The sequence below is a fragment of the Streptomyces sp. NPDC021093 genome (assembly GCF_044333135.1).
Classification (GTDB): Bacteria; Actinomycetota; Actinomycetes; order Streptomycetales; family Streptomycetaceae; genus Streptomyces.
Genome location: NZ_JBIRQJ010000005.1, coordinates 656,255 through 677,515, shown reverse-complemented (window position 1 = coordinate 677,515; position 21,261 = coordinate 656,255). Strand labels below are relative to the sequence as shown.

The 21,261-nt window shown below is 71.3% G+C and carries 18 protein-coding genes; 9 read left to right on the top strand and 9 right to left on the bottom strand.

What is annotated here, in order from left to right; all coding sequences use genetic code 11:
• Positions 1 to 78 precede the first annotated feature (78 nt).
• Positions 79 to 2,745, bottom strand: coding sequence for an FHA domain-containing protein (locus tag ACH4SP_RS18985; RefSeq protein WP_398416243.1), 2,667 nt, complete (start codon positions 2,743 to 2,745; stop codon positions 79 to 81).
• Positions 2,746 to 2,997: 252 nt separating this feature from the next.
• Between ACH4SP_RS18985 and ACH4SP_RS18980 the strand changes: the two genes are divergently transcribed.
• Together ACH4SP_RS18980 and serB are read left to right on the top strand one after the other, a co-directional pair.
• On the top strand, positions 2,998 to 4,752 hold the full coding sequence (locus tag ACH4SP_RS18980; RefSeq protein ID WP_398416241.1) for a streptophobe family protein: 1,755 nt from the start codon (positions 2,998 to 3,000) through the stop codon (positions 4,750 to 4,752).
• 257 nt (positions 4,753 to 5,009) lie between these two features.
• Positions 5,010 to 6,224: a phosphoserine phosphatase SerB gene (gene serB, locus ACH4SP_RS18975; protein ID WP_398416240.1), complete on the top strand. Its 1,215-nt coding sequence runs from the start codon at positions 5,010 to 5,012 to the stop codon at positions 6,222 to 6,224.
• 100 nt (positions 6,225 to 6,324) lie between these two features.
• On the opposite strand, the gene ACH4SP_RS18970 is transcribed toward serB, so the two are convergent.
• The 4 genes from ACH4SP_RS18970 to ACH4SP_RS18955 all read right to left on the bottom strand — a co-directional run bounded on the left by ACH4SP_RS18970 (position 6,325) and on the right by ACH4SP_RS18955 (position 8,887).
• Positions 6,325 to 6,843, bottom strand: coding sequence for a SixA phosphatase family protein (locus ACH4SP_RS18970; protein ID WP_398416238.1), 519 nt, complete (start codon positions 6,841 to 6,843; stop codon positions 6,325 to 6,327).
• Between the two features lie 147 nt (positions 6,844 to 6,990).
• Complete coding sequence (locus tag ACH4SP_RS18965) at positions 6,991 to 7,197, bottom strand: hypothetical protein (protein ID WP_398416236.1); 207 nt, start codon at positions 7,195 to 7,197, stop codon at positions 6,991 to 6,993.
• A 158-nt stretch (positions 7,198 to 7,355) separates the two neighbouring features.
• Positions 7,356 to 7,472, bottom strand: a complete 117-nt coding sequence (locus ACH4SP_RS18960) for an SGM_5486 family transporter-associated protein (RefSeq protein WP_398416234.1) — start codon at positions 7,470 to 7,472, stop codon at positions 7,356 to 7,358.
• Positions 7,473 to 7,537: 65 nt separating this feature from the next.
• Positions 7,538 to 8,887 (bottom strand): CynX/NimT family MFS transporter, encoded by a 1,350-nt coding sequence (locus ACH4SP_RS18955; RefSeq protein WP_398416232.1) that lies wholly within the window; start codon positions 8,885 to 8,887, stop codon positions 7,538 to 7,540.
• A 108-nt stretch (positions 8,888 to 8,995) separates the two neighbouring features.
• Here ACH4SP_RS18955 and ACH4SP_RS18950 point away from each other — a divergent pair, with 108 nt between their 5' ends.
• The gene (locus tag ACH4SP_RS18950; RefSeq protein ID WP_398416229.1) at positions 8,996 to 9,694 is read left to right on the top strand and encodes a FadR/GntR family transcriptional regulator; all 699 of its coding nucleotides are present in this window, start codon (positions 8,996 to 8,998) and stop codon (positions 9,692 to 9,694) included.
• Here the strand turns inward: ACH4SP_RS18950 and ACH4SP_RS18945 are convergent.
• Complete coding sequence (locus tag ACH4SP_RS18945) at positions 9,672 to 10,157, bottom strand: hypothetical protein (RefSeq protein ID WP_398416227.1); 486 nt, start codon at positions 10,155 to 10,157, stop codon at positions 9,672 to 9,674. The two genes, ACH4SP_RS18950 and ACH4SP_RS18945, sit on opposite strands and share 23 nt — an antisense overlap.
• A 279-nt stretch (positions 10,158 to 10,436) precedes the next feature.
• Here ACH4SP_RS18945 and ACH4SP_RS18940 point away from each other — a divergent pair, with 279 nt between their 5' ends.
• The 3 genes from ACH4SP_RS18940 (at position 10,437) to ACH4SP_RS18930 (ending at position 14,740) form a co-directional block, all read left to right on the top strand.
• The gene (locus ACH4SP_RS18940) at positions 10,437 to 11,213 is read left to right on the top strand and encodes a 3-hydroxybutyrate dehydrogenase (protein WP_398416225.1); all 777 of its coding nucleotides are present in this window, start codon (positions 10,437 to 10,439) and stop codon (positions 11,211 to 11,213) included.
• 55 nt (positions 11,214 to 11,268) lie between these two features.
• Complete coding sequence (locus ACH4SP_RS18935; RefSeq protein ID WP_398416222.1) at positions 11,269 to 12,648, top strand: MFS transporter; 1,380 nt, start codon at positions 11,269 to 11,271, stop codon at positions 12,646 to 12,648.
• A 106-nt stretch (positions 12,649 to 12,754) separates the two neighbouring features.
• Complete coding sequence (locus tag ACH4SP_RS18930) at positions 12,755 to 14,740, top strand: helix-turn-helix domain-containing protein (protein WP_398416220.1); 1,986 nt, start codon at positions 12,755 to 12,757, stop codon at positions 14,738 to 14,740.
• Between the two features lie 73 nt (positions 14,741 to 14,813).
• On the opposite strand, the gene fabI is transcribed toward ACH4SP_RS18930, so the two are convergent.
• Entirely contained in the window at positions 14,814 to 15,575 is a 762-nt protein-coding gene (gene fabI, locus ACH4SP_RS18925; RefSeq protein ID WP_398416218.1) for an enoyl-ACP reductase FabI, read from the bottom strand.
• 5 nt (positions 15,576 to 15,580) lie between these two features.
• A complete protein-coding gene (fabG, locus tag ACH4SP_RS18920) occupies positions 15,581 to 16,297 on the bottom strand; it encodes a 3-oxoacyl-[acyl-carrier-protein] reductase (RefSeq protein ID WP_398416216.1) in 717 nt (238 codons plus the stop codon).
• Between the two features lie 187 nt (positions 16,298 to 16,484).
• On the opposite strand from fabG, the gene ACH4SP_RS18915 reads away from it, so the two are divergent.
• Genes ACH4SP_RS18915 through tyrS form a run of 3 tightly spaced genes read left to right on the top strand, consistent with a single transcriptional unit; the run spans position 16,485 to position 20,750 of the window.
• Positions 16,485 to 18,044, top strand: coding sequence for a TldD/PmbA family protein (locus ACH4SP_RS18915; protein ID WP_398416214.1), 1,560 nt, complete (start codon positions 16,485 to 16,487; stop codon positions 18,042 to 18,044).
• On the top strand, positions 18,041 to 19,435 hold the full coding sequence (locus ACH4SP_RS18910) for a metallopeptidase TldD-related protein (RefSeq protein WP_398416211.1): 1,395 nt from the start codon (positions 18,041 to 18,043) through the stop codon (positions 19,433 to 19,435). The genes ACH4SP_RS18915 and ACH4SP_RS18910 overlap by 4 nt, the downstream gene beginning before the upstream one ends.
• A 46-nt stretch (positions 19,436 to 19,481) precedes the next feature.
• Positions 19,482 to 20,750, top strand: a complete 1,269-nt coding sequence (tyrS, locus tag ACH4SP_RS18905) for a tyrosine--tRNA ligase (RefSeq protein ID WP_398416209.1) — start codon at positions 19,482 to 19,484, stop codon at positions 20,748 to 20,750.
• A gap of 153 nt (positions 20,751 to 20,903) precedes the next feature.
• On the opposite strand, the gene ACH4SP_RS18900 is transcribed toward tyrS, so the two are convergent.
• Positions 20,904 to 21,179, bottom strand: coding sequence for a GlsB/YeaQ/YmgE family stress response membrane protein (locus ACH4SP_RS18900; protein WP_398416207.1), 276 nt, complete (start codon positions 21,177 to 21,179; stop codon positions 20,904 to 20,906).
• Between the last annotated feature and the right edge of the window lie 82 nt (positions 21,180 to 21,261).

Sequence of the window (21,261 nt, the reverse complement as noted above, 5' to 3'; positions counted from 1 at the left end):
CCCCCGGATTCCGATCCGGGGGGCCGCCCTCTTCGCGTACCTACACGCAGCGCTCTCGTACGTACGAGAAGTGCTTCGTCACTTGCGCATGACCTCGGGCTCGTGCCGGCGCAGCAGACGGGCGACCGCGAAGCCGCAGATCAGGCCGAGTGCGAGCAGCACCGCGATGTTGATGCCCCACTGGGAGGCCGTGTGCTCCCAGAGCGGGTCGAGGTCGGTGGGGTTCTGCCGGTCCCACGGCGGCATCAGGTGGGCGAGGTCCAGCGTGGTGCCGGCGGCGCCGATGGCCCAGCGGGACGGCATCAGCCAGGCGAACTGCTCCAGGCCGACCTGTCCGTACACCTTGAAGAGGATGCCGGTGAACACGACCTGGACGATCGCGAACATGACCAGCAGCGGCATCGTCTTCTCGGAGGTCTTCACCAGCGAGGAGATGACGAGGCCGAACATCATCGAGGTGAAGCCGAGCGCGATGACGGAGACGCAGATCTCCACCGCGGGCGGCATGATCAGGCCCTCCGCCGGGAGGTCCCGGGTGGAGAAGCCGATGCCGCAGATGATGACGCCCTGGATGGCCGTGATCACGCCGAGGACGATGACCTTGGACATCAGGTACGCCGAGCGGGAGAGGCCGGTGGCCCGTTCGCGCTCGTAGATCACCCGTTCCTTGATCAGCTCTCGGACCGAGTTCGCGGCGCCGGAGAAGCACATGCCGACCGCGAGGATCAGCATGATGGTTCCCGCGTCGCCGTTGTAGATGGACGGCTTCTTGGGCGGGCCGAGTCCGAAGTCGGCCGGGATGACGACGCTGACCAGGCCGAGGACGGCGGGCAGGATCACCATCAGGCCCATGAAGCCCTTGTCGGACGCGATGACGGAGACGTAGCGCCGGATCAGCGTCATCAGCTGCGCACCCCAGCCCTGCGGCTTCGGCGGGCGCATCTGCTGCGGGGGCGGCATGTGTACGGACTGGGCGGCGACGGCGTCGATGTCCGCTGCGTACATCTGGTAGTGCTGCGAACCGCGCCAGCGGCCCGCCCAGTCGTAGTCGCGGTAGTTCTCGAAGGCGGAGAAGACGTCGGCCCAGGTGCTGTAGCCGAAGAAGTTGAGCGCCTCCTCGGGCGGACCGAAGTACGCGACGGAGCCACCCGGCGCCATCACGAGGAGCTTGTCGCAGATGGCGAGCTCGGCCACCGAGTGGGTCACGACCAGGACGGTGCGGCCGTCGTCGGCGAGGCCGCGCAGCAGCTGCATGACGTCGCGGTCCATGCCCGGGTCGAGGCCCGAGGTCGGCTCGTCCAGGAAGATGAGCGACGGCTTGGTCAGGAGCTCCAGGGCCACCGAGACGCGCTTGCGCTGGCCGCCGGAGAGAGAAGTGACCTTCTTCTCCTTGTGGATGTCCAGCTTGAGCTCGCCGAGGACCTCGTCGATCCGCTGGTTGCGCTCGTTCTCCGTGGTGTCCGCGGGGAAGCGCAGCTTGGCGGCGTACTTGAGGGCCTTCTTGACGGTCAGTTCCTTGTGCAGGATGTCGTCCTGCGGGACCAGACCGATGCGCTGGCGCAGCTCGGCGAACTGCTTGTAGAGGTTCCGGTTGTCGTAGAGGACGTCGCCCTTGTTGGCGGGCCGGTAGCCGGTGAGCGCCTTGAGGAGGGTCGACTTTCCGGAGCCGGAGGGGCCGATGACCGCGATGAGGGACTTCTCGGGGACGCCGAAGGAGACGTCCTTGAGGATGTCCTTGCCGCCGTCGACCGTCACCGTGAGGTGGCGGGCGGAGAAGGAGACCTCACCGGTGTCGACGAACTCTTCCAGCCGGTCGCCGACGACGCGGAAGGTGGAGTGGCCGACGCCGACGATGTCGTTGGGGCCGAGCAGCGCCGTGCCCGACTTCTGCATCGGCTGGCCGTTGATGTACGTGCCGTTGTGCGAGCCGAGGTCGCGGATCTCCATGCGGCCGTCGGGCGTCGCGTGGAACTCGGCGTGCAGCCGCGAGACCTGGAGGTCGGAGACCACCAGCTCGTTCTCCAGGGCACGGCCGATGCGCATGACGCGGCCGAGTGCCATCTGGTGGAACGTGGTCGGGCTGCGGTCGCCGTACACCGGCGGGGCCCCCGCGGCGCCGCCGGGCGAGGCGCCCTGGCCCGGCTGGGGCACGTGGGCCTGGGCGGCGGGCCGCTGCTGGTACTGCGGCTGCTGCCCCTGCGCGGACTGCTGGTGCTGCTGCTGAGGCGGTTGGTGCTGCGGCTGCTGAGACTGCTGCTGCCAGCTCGGCTGCGGCGCCTGGCCCTGCCCGGACTGCTGCTGCCAGCTCGGCTGCTGGTGCTGGCCCTGCTGCGGCGCTGCCTGCTGGGGCTGACCCTGCTGGTGCGCCGCGGGCTGGTGCTGCTGCGGCGCCGCCTGCTGGGGTGCGGCTTGCTGGGGTGCGGCGGAACCCGCACCTCCGGCCGATCCGGAGAGGCCCAGCTGCGGCCCGTCCGTCGCGTTGCCCAGGTGTACGGCGGAGCCGGGGCCGATCTCCATCTGGTGGATGCGCTGACCCTGCACGTACGTGCCGTTGGTGCTGCCGTGGTCTTCGATCACCCAGCTACGGCCGCCCCAGCTGATCGTGGCGTGCCGCCAGGAGACCCTGGCGTCGTCGATCACCACGTCGCCCTGGGGATCGCGCCCCAGGGTGTACGACCTGGACGAATCGAGAGCCCAGGTCCTTCCATTCAATTCCAGTACGAGTTCCGGCACTCCATGCCCCACTAGTTGTCCCCCGTAGTTACGCCCGTCACCGGGAGTCTAGGGATGGTGAACATCGGGGGGAACTATTTCAGGCCCGGGCTCGAATACGAAAGTCGGGCCATGTGAAGAGGGGGTGCGCGCGACCGCCGCACGCCCGTTGACTCGGCAGAAACACCACCGGAGAGTGGTAAGCGACCATGAGTGCGTACGACTGCGTACGGATCATGCGCGAGTTGGCCGATTGGGACTTACCGGTACGGATCGGGTGGCCTGATGGATGCGAACGGTCGGGGCGGCGTGCGCTGGGGCGATGTTCTGCTCGCCTCAGTTGCCGCTGTGAGCTGGGCTTTAGTGGGAATGGCGGGCACGGCGGCGCTGGGTCTGCACCTGCTCGGTGCGGATACGGCCGGGTCGCTGCGCGCGATGACCGCCGCCGTCGTCGTCCTCGCGGTGGGCGGCTCCGTGACCCCGACCGGTAACGTGTCGGCCTTCGGGATCGAGGGCGCCGCCGCCCGAACCGCCGTCGACATTGCGCCACTTGGTGTGGGTCTGGTCGGCGCCCTGCTGCTCGCCTTCTTCTTCCTGCGGTCGCTGAAGAGCGCCGGACGGGAGATTCCCGGCACCGAACTGGCCGTCCGGGCGGGCGCGGCGGCGGCGCTGTTCCTCATCACTCTGGGTGGCCTCGCATGGGCGGGTCACGACGTCATCACGATTGACGGCGCGAAGCTCGGACTCGACAGAATTCCCGGAAACGATCTTCCTGGTGGCATCGCGGACAAGCTCCCGGACTCGCTCGGTGACCTCGGCGGACTCCTTCCCGGCAAGATCTCCGACCTCGTCGACGCGAAGGCGACGGTCGGCTTCGGCGTCAATACGGGGAGCTCGCTGCTCGGCGGGACGGTGTGGGTGGTGGGGGTGCTGCTGATCGCGCTGCTCGCCTCGCGCCGTACGCCGCTGCCGCGCGGCTGGGACGCGGTGCACCGGGTGCTCCGCCCGGCCGCGTCCGCACTGGTCGCGGTGCTGGTGGTGGCCGTGCTCGCGGGGATCGCGGCGGCCCTGTACGCGGCGATCGGCGACGACCACCCCGGGCGGGTGCTCGGGGCGGCCCTGCTCGGTGCGCCGAACGGGGTGTGGCTGGCGATACCGGTGGGGCTGTTCGTGCCGTGGACCGGCCATGCGACGGGACAGCTGGTGAATGTGCTGCCGACACCCTTCGACGAGCTGCTCTCGGGCGGCGCGGAACGGCCGCTCACGGTGGCCCGGCTCGCCGAACTGGACGGGCGGGTCTGGCTGCTGGCCGTCGCCACCGCCGTGATGATGCTGTACGCGGGTGTGCTCGCGGCCTCGCGGACACCCCGCGAGGACCTGACGGTGGCTGGCTACGCGGGACAGTGCGCGGTGGCGCTGGGGGCGGTGACGGGGCTGGGGCTGCCGTTGCTGGTGTGGCTGACCGGGGTGTCGGCGGACGCGTCGCTCTCGGTGCTGGGCTTCGACGCGTTCGGGGCGGGGCTCGAACTGCGCGGGAGCCTGCCGATGGCGTTGCTGCTGGGAGTGGTGTGGGGTGCCGGGGCCGGTGCGGCGGGGGCACTGCTGGCGTGCGCCTCGGGCGCGGCGGGGTGGCGGGCGGCGCCGCTGGCCCGGCCTCGGCCGGGGGGAACAGGGCGGGGGGACCGGACCTATCCGGATGTGGCGTACGGGGTGGGGCCCTATAGGCCGTCGCCTTCGTCCTCGTACGGGGCTGGGGAGGCGAATCCCTACTTGCGGCCGGCGGAGGACGATCGGTATCGGGAGCCGCCCACGGATCGGCCCGGGGCGAGGGCGGCGGGAGCGACGCCGCCGCCGGCCGGGTCGATGGGGTCCGTGCCGCATCGCAAGACGAAGGACGGGCGGCATGCGGCGCCGACGATCACGGGGATTCCGGGGCCGCCGCGGCCGCCGGGGGCTCCGCCGGGGCGTGGGGGGCGGCGGTGGCCGGCGGAGTCTCCCGAGGAGGAGCCTCCGCCGCCTGGGGAGCCGGGGCGGAGGTAGGGCTCATCTGCGGTGTGGCGTGAGTGTGCGGGCTGCTCGGCGCAAGGCGGTGGGTGGGTTTCGTGCGGGTGCGTCGTGGCTGGTCGCGCAGTTCCCCGCGCCCCTAAATGCCTGCCCCTAGAGCCCTAACCCCCACCGCGGCACGCCCCTCCGCGACCGCCCCACCCCACCGCCGCCCCGCGGGCCCGCGTCTCCCCTGTCCGCCAGGCGGGACAGGTAGGGGATGCTCAGGCGTCGGGCGATACGGTGGAGACACCATGAGCGCACTGCCGAATACCGACGTCCCCACCCTTCTCGTCAAGATCTTCGGGAAGGACCGCCCCGGGATCACCGCCGGGCTCTTCGACACCCTCGCCGCCTACTCCGTCGACGTCGTCGACATCGAGCAGGTCGTCACCCGTGGCCGCATCGTCCTGTGCGTGCTGGTCACCGAGCCGACCGTCAGCACATCGGGCGAACTGCGGGCAACCGTGCACAGCTGGGCCGAGTCCCTCAACCTCCAGACCGAGATCATCTCCGGTACGGGCGACAACCGGCCGCGCGGCAGCGGCCGTTCGCACGTGACCGTGCTCGGGCATCCGCTGACCGCCGAGTCGACGGCGGCCATAGCGGCCAGGATCACCGACACCGGTGGCAACATCGACCGCATCTTCCGCCTTGCCAAGTACCCGGTGACCGCCGTCGAGTTCGCCGTATCCGGCGTCGAGACGGAACCCCTGCGGACCGCGCTCGCCGTCGAGGCGGCGGGGATCGGCGTGGACGTGGCCGTCGTGTCGGCGGGGCTGCACCGGCGGGCCCAGCGGCTCGTCGTGATGGACGTCGACTCGACGCTCATCCAGGACGAGGTCATCGAGCTGTTCGCCGCGCACGCCGGGTGCGAGGCCGAGGTTGCCGCCGTCACCGAGCAGGCGATGCGCGGGGAGCTGGACTTCGAGCAGTCGCTGCACGCACGTGTGGCGTTGCTGGAGGGGCTCGACGCGGATGTGGTGGAGAAGGTGCGGGCGGAGGTGCGGATGACGCCCGGCGCCCGGACTCTCGTACGTACGCTCAAGCGGCTCGGGTATCAAGTGGGCGTCGTGTCCGGAGGGTTCACCCAGGTCACGGACGCGCTCCAGGACGAGCTCGCGCTGGACTTCGCGTCCGCCAACACGCTGGAGATCGTCGACGGGAAGCTGACCGGCCGGGTCGTCGGCGAGATCGTGGACCGGGCAGGGAAGGCGCGGCTGCTGCGCCGGTTCGCCGCCGAGGCCGGGGTCCCGCTCGACCAGACGGTGGCGATCGGCGACGGTGCGAACGACCTCGACATGCTCAACGCGGCAGGTCTTGGCGTCGCGTTCAACGCCAAGCCGGTGGTCAGGCAGGCCGCCGACACCGCCGTGAACGTACCGTTCCTGGACACCGTGCTGTATCTGCTGGGCATCACGCGCGAAGAGGTCGAGGCGGCGGACGGGGACGCCGTACACCTGCACTGAACACAGTTCGGGTACACCTGCACCGAACACCGCACGGTCCGAGCAGGGCCCCGGAGAGCTGTCTCTCCGGGGCCCTGTGCGTGGCGGTGGTGGGCGTCCGTCAGTCGTGCGGGGCCCAGTAGTCCGTCAGCCGGCCCACGCCGTGCTCCACGGACTTCCAGGAGCCGGTGAACTCGACGACCGCGTACGTCGCCGTGGGGAATCCGCTCTTGGTCATCCGGGCCAGTGCGCCGGGGTCGGCCTGTCCCGCGAGGGCGTCGGCGAGGGCGTGCATGCCGGGGTTGTGGCCGATCACAAGGAGGTCGTTCACCTCGTCGGCGGTCTCGTTGAGCAGTGCGATGAGCTCGCCGAGCGAGGCTTCGTACAGCCGGTCCTCGTAGACGGTCTTCGGCCGGTACGACAGCTCCGCGACGGCCAGCTTCCAGGTCTCACGGGTTCTGGCGGCGGTCGAGCACAGGGCCAGGTCGAAGGTGATGCCGGTGTCCGCCAGCTTGCGGCCTGCGGTGGGGGCGTCCCGGCGACCCCGCTCGGCAAGCGGCCGGTCGTGGTCGGACACCTGCGGCCAGTCGGCCTTGGCGTGCCGGAGAAGGACGATCCTGCGGGGTGTTTCGACGCTCATGCACCCCAGCTTGCCACGGAATGCGCGCCGGGGCCCGGGGTGTTGACGGGCTCTCCCGCCAGGGGTGAACGGCCGGCGGGACGACCGGCGGGACCGCCGGTGGGAGAGGGTGACGATCCCGGTGGGAGAGGGCGGCGGTCAGAGGGATCAGAGGGAGAGGGCGTCCAGCACCCGCTCCAGCAGGTAGGCGATGCCCGGCGCTTCCGAGGTCGCGCCGACGGCATGGGCCTGGCCCGGGCCGGTCATCAGCGTCAGCAGGACGACGAAGGCGACGACCGGGAGGACGACGGACCACCACGGAAGGCGCTTGCCGGTGCTGGCCGTGCGGCGGGCGGTGTGCATGGGGGCCGACATGGCCGCCTCCGAGGAGTGAACGGGTGTGTCTGAGGGACAACCTCGAACCTACGGAGTGCGGGCGCCCGCGCCCATCCGGTGAACTCCCCACTTCACCCTGAGTCCAGCCCCCTAGGGGATGGTGGGGCCAGCCCCACCATGCGCCCCGGCGCCGGTGTTCAGGGGGAGGCGATCGTCGCGATGACGCCGATGATCACGGTGACGGCGAGCATCGCGCCGAGGATGATCAGGAGCTTCTTCTGACCGCTCTGGGGGGTCGGGTCGTGTACTGGCATACCGCCAGTCTCGCACCCTTTGCCCCCTCCCCCGAGCCCGGGTCGGGGGCCGTGCCCGGCGCCGGTCAGGCGGCCAGTTCGCGCTCGACCGTACGGTTGCGGCCGGCCAGGACGCCGACGACCATCTGCGGCACCATCAGGGCCGCCATCAGAGCGATCGGCAGGCCCCAGCCGCCGCTGGCGTCGTGCAGCACACCGATGAGGAGCGGGCCGGGGATGGAGATCAGGTAGCCGATGCTCTGCGCGAAGGCGGACAGCTTGACGACGCCCTGGTGGCTCTTGGCGCGCAGTCCGATCATGGTGAGGGCCAGCGGGAACGCACAGTTGGAGATGCCGAGCAGCAGCGCCCAGGCCCAGGCGCCGCCGGCCGGGGCGAGGTAGAGGCCCGCGTATCCGGACAGGCCGCACAGGCCGAGGACGACGGCGACGGGGCCCTGGTGCGTCAGCCGGGTGGCGACGCGCGGGATGACGAAGGCGAGCGGGACGCCCATCGCCATGGTGAGCGCCAGCAGGACTCCGGCCGTACCGGCGGAGATGCCGGCGTCGCGGAAGATCTGCGGCATCCAGCCCATGGTGATGTACGCGGCCGTGGCCTGGAGCCCGAAGAAGCAGGCCAGTGCCCAGGCGGTACGGGAGCGGACCATGCGCAGCGCGGGGGCCGGGGCCGGTGTCTCGGCGGCCGACTCCAGCGCCTCGACGTCGGGGGTCTCGGTCTCCGGCTTCGTACCGGCGGCGGACCTGCCCCGGTCGCGGCCGTGCCTGACGGCCAGCGGCAGCCAGACGCACAGCGCGAGGACCGCGAGGATGCCCCAGACGGCGAGTCCTGTCTGCCAACTGCCGCCCAGCGCCTTGGTCATGGGGACGGTGGAGAGCGCGGCCAGCGAGGTGCCGATGGCGAGGGCCATCGAGTAGAGACCGGTCATGGTGGAGACGCGGTCGGGGAACCACTGCTTGACGATGGCCGGCAGCAGGATGTTGCTGACGGCGATGCCGACGAGGGCGAGCGCGCTGGCGGCGAGGAAGCCCGCCGTGCCGCCGGCGAAGGGCCGCAGGAACAGGCCGACGGCTATCGCGGCCATGCCCGCGCAGACGATGGAGGCCGGGCCGAACCTGCGGGCGAGGCGCGGCGCCATGATGCCGAAGACCGCGAAGCAGACGGACGGCACGGAGGTGACGAGGCCCGCGACGGCGCCGCTCATCCCGAGCCCCTTGCGGACCTCTTCGAGGAGGGGGCCGAGGCTGGTGATGGCGGGGCGGAGGTTCAGCGCGGCGAGCACCAGGCCGACGACCATGAGCCGGACGAGCCACACGGAGTACACGGGCGTGTTCTTCCGCGGGGCGGCCGCGGGGGCGGTTCGGGGCTTCTGTGCGGTGCTGGGCTCGGGGCTCAGGGTCCGGGTTTCGTCGACAGGCATGTGACCATCATAGAATCATGGGATGATTGGTTGTCCAATCGGTTCCGGGCAGAATGCTCTTTCCACCTCTCGCCACACCTCGCCCACCGACCCCGAACGAGGAGCACCATGACGCTGACCTCTCCCCGGCGTTCCGCACTCTCCGACCAGGTGATCACCGCCCTGCGGAACCAGATCACCTCCGGCGAGTGGCCCGTGGGGTCACGGATTCCGACCGAGCCCGAGCTGGTCGAGCAGCTGGGGGTGGCGCGCAACACGGTCCGCGAGGCGGTGCGCGCGCTCGCGCACAACGGGCTCCTCGACATCCGGCAGGGCTCGGGGACGTACGTACTGGCGACGAGCGAGCTGGCCGGGGTGATGCACCGCCGGTTCGCGGACGCGGACCCGCTGCACATCGCCGAGCTGCGCTCCACGCTGGAGTCGTCGGCCGGGCGGCTGGCGGCTCAGCGGCGTACCGACAAGGACGTCAGGCAGCTGGACGCGCTGCTCGCACGGCGCGAGGAGGCCTGGGCCTCGGGGAACGCGGAGCAGTTCGTGACCGCGGACGCCTCGCTGCACCTGGCGGTGGTGGCCGCCTCCCACAACGACGTGCTGATCGGGCTCTACGCCGACCTCGGCGATCTGCTGCGGGACTGGCTGCGCGACGACATCGGGCACGAGCTGCGGCCGGAGGACCACATGGACCACGCGCGGCTGATCGAGGCGATCAGGGCGGGTGACGAGGAGACCGCCGCCGCCGAGGCCGCAGGCTATTCGCTGAAGTGTCTGGCCGAGCGCGGCTGCCTCACGGGGTGCGCGCACGGCTGAGGGTCCCGGCGCCGGGCAGCGGGGCGTCGGACGGACCGTCGGGGGCGCGTTCGTGGCTGACCCAGGCGCCGGCGACCTCCTTCCAGCAGCGGCCGGAGAGCCGTACCGTCTCGGCCGGGCCCACCGTGACCTGACCGCCGTCGGCGTCGATGTCCCACCAGCGGACGCACTCGGTGTGCAGCCGGACCAGATCGACCTCGGGGTACGGGTTGTGGCAGTAGGCGACGACCCGGGACCGCTCGACCGCCGTGCGGCAGGTGGAGCCGGAGCCCGCAGTCCTGGCGGGGGCGGGCTCCTCGGAGGACTCGGAGGACACGGGGGTCCCGGACCCGGCGGACACGGTCACCGGAGCCTCCGGCGCGGGAGCACCGGGAAGCGCGGCATGGACCGCCGTCCCGGCGAGTCCGGCCAGGAGTATCGAGGACAGGGCGAGCGCCGCTGTTCTGCTGCCGTACGCCGACACCCGCCACCTCCTCCCCCGCCGCACCCGGACCCGGGCCGGGTATGTCCCGGTTCGATCAGTCTGCGGGGAGTCTGCGGGGTTTTCGACTTGAGAGGCGCCTGACGAGCACGTTCCGTCGCGAAGGGCTGCCCGCCGGACGTGCCCCGGGGAGGCGGATCTCCACGGGGTGCGGGTACGGGGGACGTGGGGCGAGATGGAGGCGCCCCCCATGTCCGGAGCCCTCATTGTGGTGTTCCGTCACATGGGAGCCGGCCGGACGTCTCTCTACTGTTTCCGGCCATGACGAGCAACTCCGCAGCTCCGGCCCCGCCCTCCTCCCTGCACGGCCGCAGCGCCCTGGTGACCGGCGGCGGCAGCGGCATCGGCCGGGCCTGTGCCCTGGCCCTCGCCGGAGCCGGGGCCTCCGTGCACGTGGTGGACCGCGACGGCGAGGCCGCCAAGACGGTGGCCGGGGAGGCGGGCGGGCAGCCTCACACGGTTGATCTGGCCGACCCCGACGCCGTCGGCTCCCTCCCCGCCGACGTCGACATCCTGATCAACAACGCCGGCCTCCAGCACGTCGCCCCGCTCACCGAATTCCCGCCGGAGCGCTTCGAGTTGATCCAGCGGGTGATGGTGACGGCCCCGTTCCTGCTGATGCGCCACACCCTCCCGCAGATGTACGCGCGCCAGTGGGGCCGAGTGGTCAACGTCTCCAGCGTCCACGGGCTGCGCGCCAGCCCGTACAAGAGCGCCTATGTCGCGGCGAAGCACGCGCTGGAGGGGCTGAGCAAGGTCGCCGCCCTGGAGGGCGCCCCGCACGGGGTGACCAGCAACTGCGTCAACCCCGGCTATGTGCGCACCCCTTTGGTGGAAGGTCAGATCCGTGACCAGGCCGCCGTCCACGGCATCGGTCCCGAACAGGTCCTGTCCGAGGTCCTGTTGGCCCGTTCGCCCGTGAAGCGGCTCCTTGAGGGCGAGGAGGTGGCGGCGGCCGTGCTCTGGCTGTGCGGGCCGCACTCCGCGTCCGTCACGGGCGTCTCCCTGCCTCTGGACGGCGGCTGGACCGCGGGCTGACACTCCGCCACACCGCTCCTGCACCTTCCACCTCTCCCGAAACCGGTGACCCACCATGACCGACACCTCGGCCCCCGGCGCTCCCCCGCGCACCGGCATCGCACGCGTCGTCGGCGCGAGCCTGATCGGCACGACCGTCGAGTGGTACGACTTCTTCCTCTACGGATCGGCCGCCGCCCTCGTCTTCCACACGCTCTTCTTCCCCTCGGGCGACCCCCTGGTCGGCACGCTGCTCGCCTTCGTGACGTACGCCATCGGCTTCGCCGCCCGGCCGCTGGGCGGGGTGGTCTTCGGGCACTTCGGCGACCGGATCGGCCGCAAGAAGCTCCTGGTGCTGAGCCTGCTGCTGATGGGCGGCGCGACGTTCGCGATGGGTCTGCTGCCCACGTACGACTCGATCGGCGTGGGCGCGCCGATCCTGCTGACCGTGCTGCGGCTGATCCAGGGCTTCGCCCTGGGCGGCGAGTGGGGCGGGGCCGTGCTGATCGTCTCCGAGCACGGCGGCGACAAGCACCGCGGGTTCTGGGCCTCCTGGCCGCAGGCGGGCGCACCCGGCGGAAACCTGCTGGCCACCGGTGTGCTGGCGCTGCTCGCGGCCGTCCAGTCGGAAGAGGCCTTCCTGGCCTGGGGCTGGCGCATCCCGTTCCTGCTGTCCGGCGTACTGGTGATCATCGGGCTGTGGATACGGGTCTCGGTCTCGGAGTCTCCGGTCTTCCTGGCCGCGCAGGCCAGGGCGCGGGCGGACGCGGAGCGCGGGATCAAGGAGCGGGCCCCGGTCGTCGAGGTGTTCCGGCGCAGCTGGCGCGAGGTCCTCACCGCCATCGGCACCCGCTTCGGCGAGAACGTCTCGTACTACCTGCTCACCTCCTTCCTCCTCGTGTACGTCACCGCCCACCTCGGCCTTCCCAAGTCCACCGCCCTGAACGCGGTGCTGATCGGCTCGGCCGTGCACTTCGTGACGATCCCGCTGTGGGGGGCGCTGTCGGACCGCATCGGGCGGCGGCCCGTGACGCTGATCGGCTCGGTCGGGATGGCGGTGTGGGCGTTCGTGTTCTTCGCCCTGCTGGACGGGAAGTCGTTCGCGGTGATCACGCTGTCCGTGACGGCGGGGCTGCTGCTGCACGGGGCGATGTACGGGCCGCAGGCGGCGTTCATCTCGGAGATGTTCGACACCAAGGTGCGGTACTCGGGTGCGTCGATGGGCTCGCAGCTCGCGTCGATCGTGGCGGGAGCGCTGGCCCCGATCATCGCCGTGGAACTCCTGAAGGACTTCGACACGTCGCTGCCGCTGAGCCTGTATCTGGGCGGGGCGGCGCTGGTCACCACGGTGACGGTGTTCTTCGCCCGGGAGACGAGGGGCCGGGACCTGGCCAGGAACGAGGCGGGGCCGGCGACGACGACGCCGAAGAGGGCAGCACCGGCCGAGCGCGCCTGACCGGGGCCCGCTGGTTCACCGCACCCCGGTCCGTCGCGCCCGCGCGGGGCGCGGCAGGCTGGGACGCGTCCTGTGTCTCCTCCCGTACGGACGGACCCCCGCCGCCATGACCCAAGCCGCCGACGCCCTGCGCGAGCTGCTCGACCTGCTCGCCGCCGGAGCCCCCGCCGAACAGCTCGCGGTCCCGGCCGCGCGGGCGAGGGCGGCCGACGTCCCGGGTGCCGCCTGGCTGGCGGAGGCCACGGAGGCGGCCCTCGCGGTACGGCGCACCCTGGACCAGCACCGGCGGCGGGAGGCGGAGCTGGCCGCGCTGTTCGACACGGCGGGCGACCTGGCGGCGCTGCGCGGTCTGGACGCCGTACTGCGCGCCATCGTCAGACGGGCCCGCACCCTGCTGGGCGCGGACGTGGCGTACCTGACCCTCAACGACCCGGCGGCACACGACACTTACATGCGGGTGACGGACGGATCGGTGTCCGCGGCCTTCCAGCAGCTGCGGCTGCGGATGGGCGACGGGCTCGGCGGTCTGGTGGCGCAGACCGCGCGCCCGTACGCCAGCCGCGACTACCGCACCGACCACCGGTTCCGGCACACCGGGGAGATCGACCGCGGGGTGGGCGAGGAGGGGCTGCGCGGCATCCTCGGGGTGCCGCTGCGGCTCGGGGACCGGGTGATCGGAGTGCTGTTCGCCGCCGACCGGGCGCCCCGCGACTTCACGCCGGACGCCATCGCGCTGCTCGGTTCGCTCGCCGACCACGCGGCCGTCGCCATCGACGGGGCCCGGCTCATGGAGGAGACCCGGGCCGCGCTCACCGGTCTGGAGGCGGCCAACGCCACGGCCCGCGCGCACAGCGAGGCCCTGCGCCGCGCCTCGGACGCGCACGACCGGCTCACCGAACTCGTCCTGCGCGGCGGCGGGGTGGCGGACGTGGCGGCCGAGATCGCGGCGCTGCTCGGCGGCGGGCTGACGGTCCACGACTCGGACGGCACGGAGCTGGCCCGGGTGGGCGGGGGCGAACCGGCGCCGCCCGCAAGGGGGTTGGCGGAGTCCCGTACGAGCGGCCGGGCCGTGTACGCGGAGAACCGCTGGACCTGCGCGGTGGTCGCCGGAACGGAACTCCTGGGGTGCCTGGTCCTCACGGGACGGGGCGGACCGGGCGCGACGAACCCGGGCGCCGCGACCGCTTCCGGCCCCGTTCTCGCCGACGCCGACCTGCGTCTCTTCGAGCGCGCCGCGCTGGTCACCGCCCTGGTGCTGCTGCTGCGCCGGTCGGTGGCCGAGGCCGAGGACCGGGTGCGGGGCGAACTGCTCGACGACCTGCTGACCGCACCGTCCCGGCACCCGGGCGGCGGCAGTCTCGCGCTGCGCGCCCGGCGGCTCGGCGTCGACCTGGCGAGGCCGTACGCGGTGGCCGTACTGGACTGTGCGCCGCAGCTCAGAACCCGGCTGTCCGCGGAGGCCGCCCGGCGGGCCAGGGCCCTGGGAGCGCTGGCCGGGACGCGGGACGGCCAGGTCGTCCTGGTGGCCCCTGCGACCCCCGCGGAGGTGGCCCCGCTCGCCCGCGAACTGGCCCACGACCTGGGTCGCATCCTGAACTCACCGGTCACCGTCGGCGCGGCCGGACCCGCCGAGGGGCCCGAAGGCCTCCCCCGCATCCACGCCGAGTCGGTGCGCTGCCTGAACGCCCTGCACGCGCTCGGCCGCACCGGGGAGGGCGCGGACGTCGTCGAACTGGGCTTCCTGGGCGTCCTGTTGGGCGACCGCGCGGACGTCGGCGGGTACACCGCACGCGTACTGGGCCCCGTACTGGAGTACGACGAGAAGCAGGGGACCGAGCTGATCAGGACCCTGGAGGCGTACTACGCGCACGGGGCGTCCCTGTCGCGGGCCAGGGCCGAGCTCCATGTGCACGTCAACACGGTGACGCAGCGTCTGGAGCGGGTGGGCCGGCTGCTCGGCCCCGACTGGAACGCACCGGAGCGGGCACTGGAACTGCAACTGGCGCTGCGGCTGCACCGGTTGAGCGGGGGCCGTAGCCCCCGCCAGGGGCGCGGGGAACTGCGCGACCAGCCACGACGCACCCGCACGTGACCGGCCCTGGGCCCATCGAACAGCACAAGGGCGGATGGGGGAACCCGCACCCCCACCCGCCCGATGGATCTGCTCAGGCGCCCATCATGTGCACGCCGCCGTCGACGTGGATGATCTCGCCCGTCGTCTTCGGGAAGAAGTCCGACAGGAGGGCGACGATGCCCTTGCCCGCCGGCTCCGGGTCGCCCATGTCCCAGTTCAGCGGGGAGCGGGTGTTCCAGATGTCCGCGAGGTCGGAGAAGCCCGGGATGGACTTGGCCGCCATGGAGCCGAGCGGGCCCGCGGAGATCAGGTTGCAGCGGATCTCCTCCTTGCCCAGGTCGCGGGCGAGGTAGCGGCTGGTGGCCTCCAGCGCGGCCTTGGCCGGGCCCATCCAGTCGTACTTCGGCCAGGCGAACTGCGCGTCGAAGGTGAGGCCGACCACCGAGGCGCCGTCGCTGAACAGCGGGCGGCAGGCCATGGTGAGCGACTTCAGGGAGTACGCGGAGACGTGCATCGCCGTCGACACGTCCTCGAAGGTGGCTTCGAGGAAGTTGAAGGCGCCCGGCGGGGCGAAGCCGATGGAGTGGACGACGCCGTCCAGGCCGCCGAGCTCCTCGCGGACGAGGCCTTCGAGGCGGTCCAGGTGCTCCTGGTTGGTCACGTCCAGCTCGATGACCTTCGCCGGCTTCGGCAGCTTCTTCGCGATGCGCTCGGTCAGCGTCGGGCGGGGCCAGGCGGTCAGGATGACGTTGGCACCCTGCTCCTGCGCCACCTTGGCCGCGTGAAAGGCGATGGAGGACTCCATCAGGACACCCGTGATGAGGATGTTCTTGCCTTCGAGGATTCCACTCATGGCGATCAGTGACCCATGCCCAATCCGCCGTCAACCGGGATGACGGCTCCAGTGATGTACGACGCGTCGTCGGAGGCGAGGAACTTCACCGTGGCGGCGATCTCCTCGGGCTGCGCGTAACGGCCGAGCGGCACCTGGGCGACGATGCCCTTGCGCTGCTCCTCGTTGAGCGCCTGGGTCATGTCGGTGTCGACAAAACCCGGCGCGACGACGTTGAAAGTGAGGTTGCGCGAACCCAGCTCGCGGGCGAGCGAGCGCGCGAAACCGACCAGACCGGCCTTGGAGGCGGCGTAGTTCGCCTGCCCGGCGGAACCCAGCAGGCCGACCACCGAGGAGATCAGCACGACGCGGCCCTTCTTGGCGCGCAGCATGCCGCGGTTGGCACGCTTCACGACCCGGAAGGTGCCGGTGAGGTTGGTGTCGAGGACGGACGTGAAGTCCTCCTCGGACATGCGCATCAGGAGCTGGTCCTTGGTGACGCCGGCGTTGGCCACCAGCACCTCCACGTTCCCGTGCTTCTCCTCGATCTCCTTGTAGGCCTGCTCCACCTGCTCGGTGTCGGTGATGTCGCACTTGACGGCGAGGAAGCCCGCCTTCTCAAGCTCCGCGGGATCACCCGAGCGGTACGTGATCGCGACCTTGTCGCCGTTGTCGGCGAAGGCGCGGGCGATGGCGAGGCCGATGCCCCGGTTTCCTCCGGTGACGAGAACCGAGCGGCTCAACGGATCACCCTTTCGATAGCGGTCTGGTACTGATCGAAACTATCGGTACCGGGGCTCGTACGGAGAATCGGGCTCTGACAGCGCCACCTTCCGACCACTGTCGGGTCCCTACAGAAAAGGGACTGGGCGTGACGCCCCCCGACACGACATGATCAGAGCGACCTCGTCTCGACGACAGGAGACATCCGTGCCGCAGCCCCCCCCTTCCCGTGCCACCCGCCCTTCCCCTCGTTCCGTCGACCCCACCTTCACGGCGCTGCCCCTGCGCGCCCTCGCCGACGCCGCCCTCGCCAGGGCCCGTGCGCTCGGCGCCGACCATGCCGATTTCCGGTTCGAGCGGGTGCGCAGCGCTTCCTGGCGGCTGCGGGACGCGCGGCCTTCCGGATCCGCGGACTCCACCGACCTCGGGTACGCGGTGCGCGTGGTGCACGGCGGGGCCTGGGGGTTCGCGTCCGGAGTCGATCTGTCCATGGACGCGGCGGCCCGGGTCGCCGGGCAGGCCGTGGCGATGGCGAAGCTCTCCGCGAAGGTGATCAAGGCCGCCGGGTCGGACGAGCGCGTGGAGCTGGCCGACGAGCCCGTGCACGAGGACCGGACCTGGGTTTCCTCGTACGAGATCAATCCGTTCGACGTGCCGGGCGAGGAGAAGGCGGCGCTGCTGGCGGACTGGAGCGCCCGGCTGCTGCGGGCGGACGGGGTGGCGCACGTCGACGCGTCGCTGCTGACCGTGCAGGAGAACAAGTTCTACGCGGACACGGCGGGGACGGTGACGACACAGCAACGGGTGCGGCTGCACCCGGAGTTGACGGCCGTCGCCGTGGACGGCACGTCCGGCGAGTTCGACTCGATGCGGACGATCGCGCCGCCGGTGGGGCGCGGCTGGGAGTACTTGACCGGGACCGGGTGGGACTGGGAGAGCGAGCTGGAGCAGATTCCCTCGCTGCTCGCGGAGAAGATGCGGGCGCCGAGCGTGCAGGCGGGGGCGTACGACCTGGTGGTCGATCCGTCCAACCTGTGGCTGACCATCCACGAGTCGATCGGGCACGCGACCGAGCTGGACCGCGCGCTGGGGTACGAGGCCGCGTACGCGGGGACCTCCTTCGCGACCTTCGACCGGCTGGGCGAGCTGACGTACGGCTCCTCGGTGATGAACGTGACCGGCGACCGGACCGTGGAGCACGGGCTCGCCACGATCGGGTACGACGACGAGGGCGTGGCCGGGCAGTCCTGGGACCTGGTGAAGGACGGCACGCTCGTCGGGTACCAACTCGACCGCAGGATCGCCAGGTTGACCGGCTTCGACAGGTCCAACGGGTGTGCGTACGCCGACTCCCCCGGGCACGTGCCGGTGCAGCGGATGGCGAATGTCTCGCTCCAGCCGGATCCTGGCGGTCTGTCGACGGAGGACCTGATCGGGGGTGTGGAGCGCGGGATCTACGTGGTCGGCGACCGCTCGTGGTCGATCGACATGCAGCGCTTCAACTTCCAGTTCACCGGACAGCGCTTCTTCCGCATCGAGAACGGGAAGCTGGCGGGACAGCTGCGGGACGTCGCGTACCAGGCGACGACCACCGACTTCTGGGGCTCGATGGAGAAGGTCGGCGGCCCCCAGACGTACGTCCTGGGCGGCGCCTTCAACTGCGGCAAGGCCCAGCCGGGCCAGGTCGCGGCCGTCTCGCACGGCTGCCCCTCCGCCCTCTTCCGGGGCGTCAACATCTTGAACACCACGCAGGAGGCCGGGCGATGAGCCGCGCGAGCAGCAAACCCTACGAGATCGTCGAGCGGGCGCTGGAGCTGTCCACCGCCGACGGGTGCGTCGTCATCGCCGACGAGGAGTCGTCCGCGAACCTGCGGTGGGCGGGGAACGCCCTGACCACGAACGGGGTGACGCGCGGGCGGACCCTGACCGTCGTCGCGACCGTCGACGGGTCCGAGGGCACCGCTTCGGGCGTCGTGTCGCGGTCCGCGGTGACCGCCGACGAGCTGGAGCCGCTGGTACGGGCGGCGGAGGCGGCGGCGCGTGCGGCCGGTCCGGCCGAGGACGCGCGGCCGCTGGTCGAGGGGGTGCCCGTGTCGAAGGACTTCCGGGATGCACCCGCCGAGACGTCGTCGGCCGTCTTCGACACCTTCGCCCCCGCGCTCGGCGAGGCCTTCGCCCGTGCGCGGGCCGGCGGACGGGAGCTGTACGGCTTCGCGAACCACGAGATGACGTCCAGCTATCTCGGTACGTCGACGGGGCTGCGGCTCCGGCACGACCAGCCCAACGGCACCCTGGAACTGAACGCCAAGTCCCCCGACCGTACGAAATCGGCCTGGGCCGGGCGCTCCACCCGCGACTTCGGGGACGTCGACCCGGCGGCCCTGCACGAGGAGCTGGCGCAGCGGCTGGGCTGGGCCGAGCGGCGCGTCGACCTGCCCGCCGGACGGTACGAGACGCTGCTGCCGCCGAGCGCGGTCGCCGATCTGCTCGTCTACCAGCTGTGGTCGTCGGGGGCGCGGGACGCGGTGGAGGGGCGCACGGTGTTCTCCCGGCCCGGCGGCTCGACCCGGCTCGGGGACACGCTGTCCGCGCTGCCGCTGACGCTGCGCAGCGACCCGGCCGAGCCGGGCCTGGAGGCGGCGCCGTTCACGCTGGCGCACTCCTCGGGCGGGAACGCGTCCGTGTTCGACAACGGGCTGCCGCTCGCCCCGACCGAATGGATCAAGGACGGAAAGCTGGAGCGGCTGATCACCACCCGGCACACCGCCGCCCTGACCGGGCTGCCGGTCGCCCCCGACATCGACAACCTGATCCTCGACGCGGGCGGCACGAAGACGCTGGACGAGATGGTCGCGGCCACCGAGCGCGGACTGCTGCTGACCTGCCTCTGGTACATCCGCGAGGTTGACCCGGCGAACCTGCTGCTGACCGGTCTGACCAGGGACGGCGTGTACCTGGTCGAGAACGGCGAGGTGGTGGGCGAAGTGAACAACTTCCGGTTCAACGAGTCGCCCGTCGACCTGCTCTCGCGGGCCTCGGAGGCCGGTGTGACGGAGAAGACGCTGCCCAGGGAATGGGGCGACTGGTTCACCCGGGCCGCGATGCCCGCACTGCGGGTGCCGGATTTCAATATGAGTTCTGTCAGCCGGGGCGTATAACCTCGGGCGGTAAAGCTTCACGCACATCCAAGGAGATACGAGAATCGTGACGGACATCGTCGACGAGCTGAAGTGGCGCGGGCTGTTCGCCCAGTCCACTGACGAAGACGCACTGCGCAAGGCGCTCGCGGACGGCCCCGTCACGTTCTATTGCGGCTTCGACCCGACCGCGGCCAGCCTGCACGTCGGGCACCTGGTGCAGGTGCTCACCATGCGTCGGCTCCAGCAGGCGGGGCTGCGCCCGCTGGCGCTGGTGGGCGGGGCGACGGGGCAGATCGGTGACCCCCGGCCGACCGCCGAGCGGACGCTGAACGACGTGGCGACCATCGAGCTGTGGGTGGCCAGGCTGCGGGCGCAGATCGAGCCGTTCCTCGACTTCGAGGGCGCCAATCCCGCGACGATGGTGAACAACCTGGACTGGACCGGCGGCCTGTCGGCCATCGAGTTCCTCCGGGACATCGGCAAGCACTTCCGGGTCAACAAGATGCTCACCAAGGACTCGGTCGCCCGCCGGCTGGAGTCCGAGCAGGGCATCAGCTACACCGAGTTCAGCTACCAGCTGCTCCAGGGCATGGACTTCCTGGAGCTGTACCGCCGGTACGGCTGCGTCCTCCAGCAGGGCGGCAGCGACCAGTGGGGCAACCTCACCGCCGGTCTCGACCTGATCCACCGGGTCGAGCCGGAGGCCGTCGTGCACGCGCTGGCGACGCCGCTGATGACGAAGGCGGACGGCACCAAGTTCGGCAAGACCGAGGGCGGCGCCGTCTGGCTGGACCCGGAGATGACCACGCCGTACGCGTTCTACCAGTTCTGGCTGAACGTGGACGACCGCGACGTCTCCAAGTACCTGCGGATCCTCAGCTTCCGTACGCAGCCGGAGCTGGAGGAGCTGGAACAGCAGACCGAGGAGCGTCCGCAGGCGCGCGCCGCACAGCGCGCGCTGGCCGAGGAGCTGACGACGCTGGTGCACGGCGCCGACCAGACGGCGGCCGTCATCGCCGCGTCGAAGGCCCTCTTCGGGCAGGGCGAGCTCACCGACCTCGACGAGCCGACGCTGAAGGCCGCTCTCTCCGAGCTGCCGCACGCGAAGGTGGAGGGCCTCGGCCAGGTCGTGGACCTGCTGATCGCGGCGGGCCTCGCCCCCAGCAAGGGCGGCGCGCGGCGCACCATCAAGGAGGGCGGCGCGTACGTGAACAACGTCAAGGTCACCGCCGAGGACGCCGAGGTCGGCGCCGACCAGCTGCTGCACGGCCGCTGGCTGGTGCTGCGCAAGGGCAAGAAGAACCTCGCGGCGATCGAGGTCGCGGCGGGCTGAATCGAGCGTCGAGCGCGCGGCGCTCCGTAGCCGATACGGCCCACGGCGCTCCGGGCCGATACGGCCGTGGCCGGGACCCCCGCGGGTGAGCGGGGATCCCGGCCACGGCCATGTCCGTGTGCCTGTGCCTGTGCGTGCCGGCTCTGACGCCGGTCAGGTGTGTCTCTTGTTGCCCCGGACCGCCGCGTACATCGCGTCGCCCAGGCCGACGATCACCACGGCTCCGGCCAGCTGGAGGAGGTGCCGGCCCCAGTCGATGCCCTTGGTCTCGTTGATGCCGAACTTCGTGGCGAGCCAGTTGCCCAGCACCGATCCGACGATGCCGAAGACCGTCGTCAGCCAGAGCGGGATCTGCTGCTTGCCCGGAATGATCGCTTTGGCGATCAGACCGAGCACAAGCCCGACGATGATTGCCCACAACCAACTCATGTCGCCTCCTCGTACCGGCGCGGATGTGCGCTGTGATCAAGTCTCGGCGGATCCCCCGTACGGCGCATGTCGGACACCGCCA

Coding starts and splice junctions, on each gene's coding strand:
- fabI (WP_398416218.1), bottom strand. CDS start 15,575: ATGAGTGGAATCCTCGAAGGCAAGAACATCCTCATCACGGGTGTCCTG.
- ACH4SP_RS18950 (WP_398416229.1), top strand. CDS start 8,996: ATGACGCTGACCTCTCCCCGGCGTTCCGCACTCTCCGACCAGGTGATC.
- serB (WP_398416240.1), top strand. CDS start 5,010: ATGAGCGCACTGCCGAATACCGACGTCCCCACCCTTCTCGTCAAGATC.
- ACH4SP_RS18965 (WP_398416236.1), bottom strand. CDS start 7,197: ATGTCGGCCCCCATGCACACCGCCCGCCGCACGGCCAGCACCGGCAAG.
- ACH4SP_RS18960 (WP_398416234.1), bottom strand. CDS start 7,472: ATGCCAGTACACGACCCGACCCCCCAGAGCGGTCAGAAGAAGCTCCTG.
- ACH4SP_RS18935 (WP_398416222.1), top strand. CDS start 11,269: ATGACCGACACCTCGGCCCCCGGCGCTCCCCCGCGCACCGGCATCGCA.
- ACH4SP_RS18900 (WP_398416207.1), bottom strand. CDS start 21,179: ATGAGTTGGTTGTGGGCAATCATCGTCGGGCTTGTGCTCGGTCTGATC.
- ACH4SP_RS18955 (WP_398416232.1), bottom strand. CDS start 8,887: ATGCCTGTCGACGAAACCCGGACCCTGAGCCCCGAGCCCAGCACCGCA.
- ACH4SP_RS18910 (WP_398416211.1), top strand. CDS start 18,041: ATGAGCCGCGCGAGCAGCAAACCCTACGAGATCGTCGAGCGGGCGCTG.
- ACH4SP_RS18940 (WP_398416225.1), top strand. CDS start 10,437: ATGACGAGCAACTCCGCAGCTCCGGCCCCGCCCTCCTCCCTGCACGGC.
- ACH4SP_RS18980 (WP_398416241.1), top strand. CDS start 2,998: ATGGATGCGAACGGTCGGGGCGGCGTGCGCTGGGGCGATGTTCTGCTC.
- ACH4SP_RS18970 (WP_398416238.1), bottom strand. CDS start 6,843: ATGAGCGTCGAAACACCCCGCAGGATCGTCCTTCTCCGGCACGCCAAG.
- ACH4SP_RS18930 (WP_398416220.1), top strand. CDS start 12,755: ATGACCCAAGCCGCCGACGCCCTGCGCGAGCTGCTCGACCTGCTCGCC.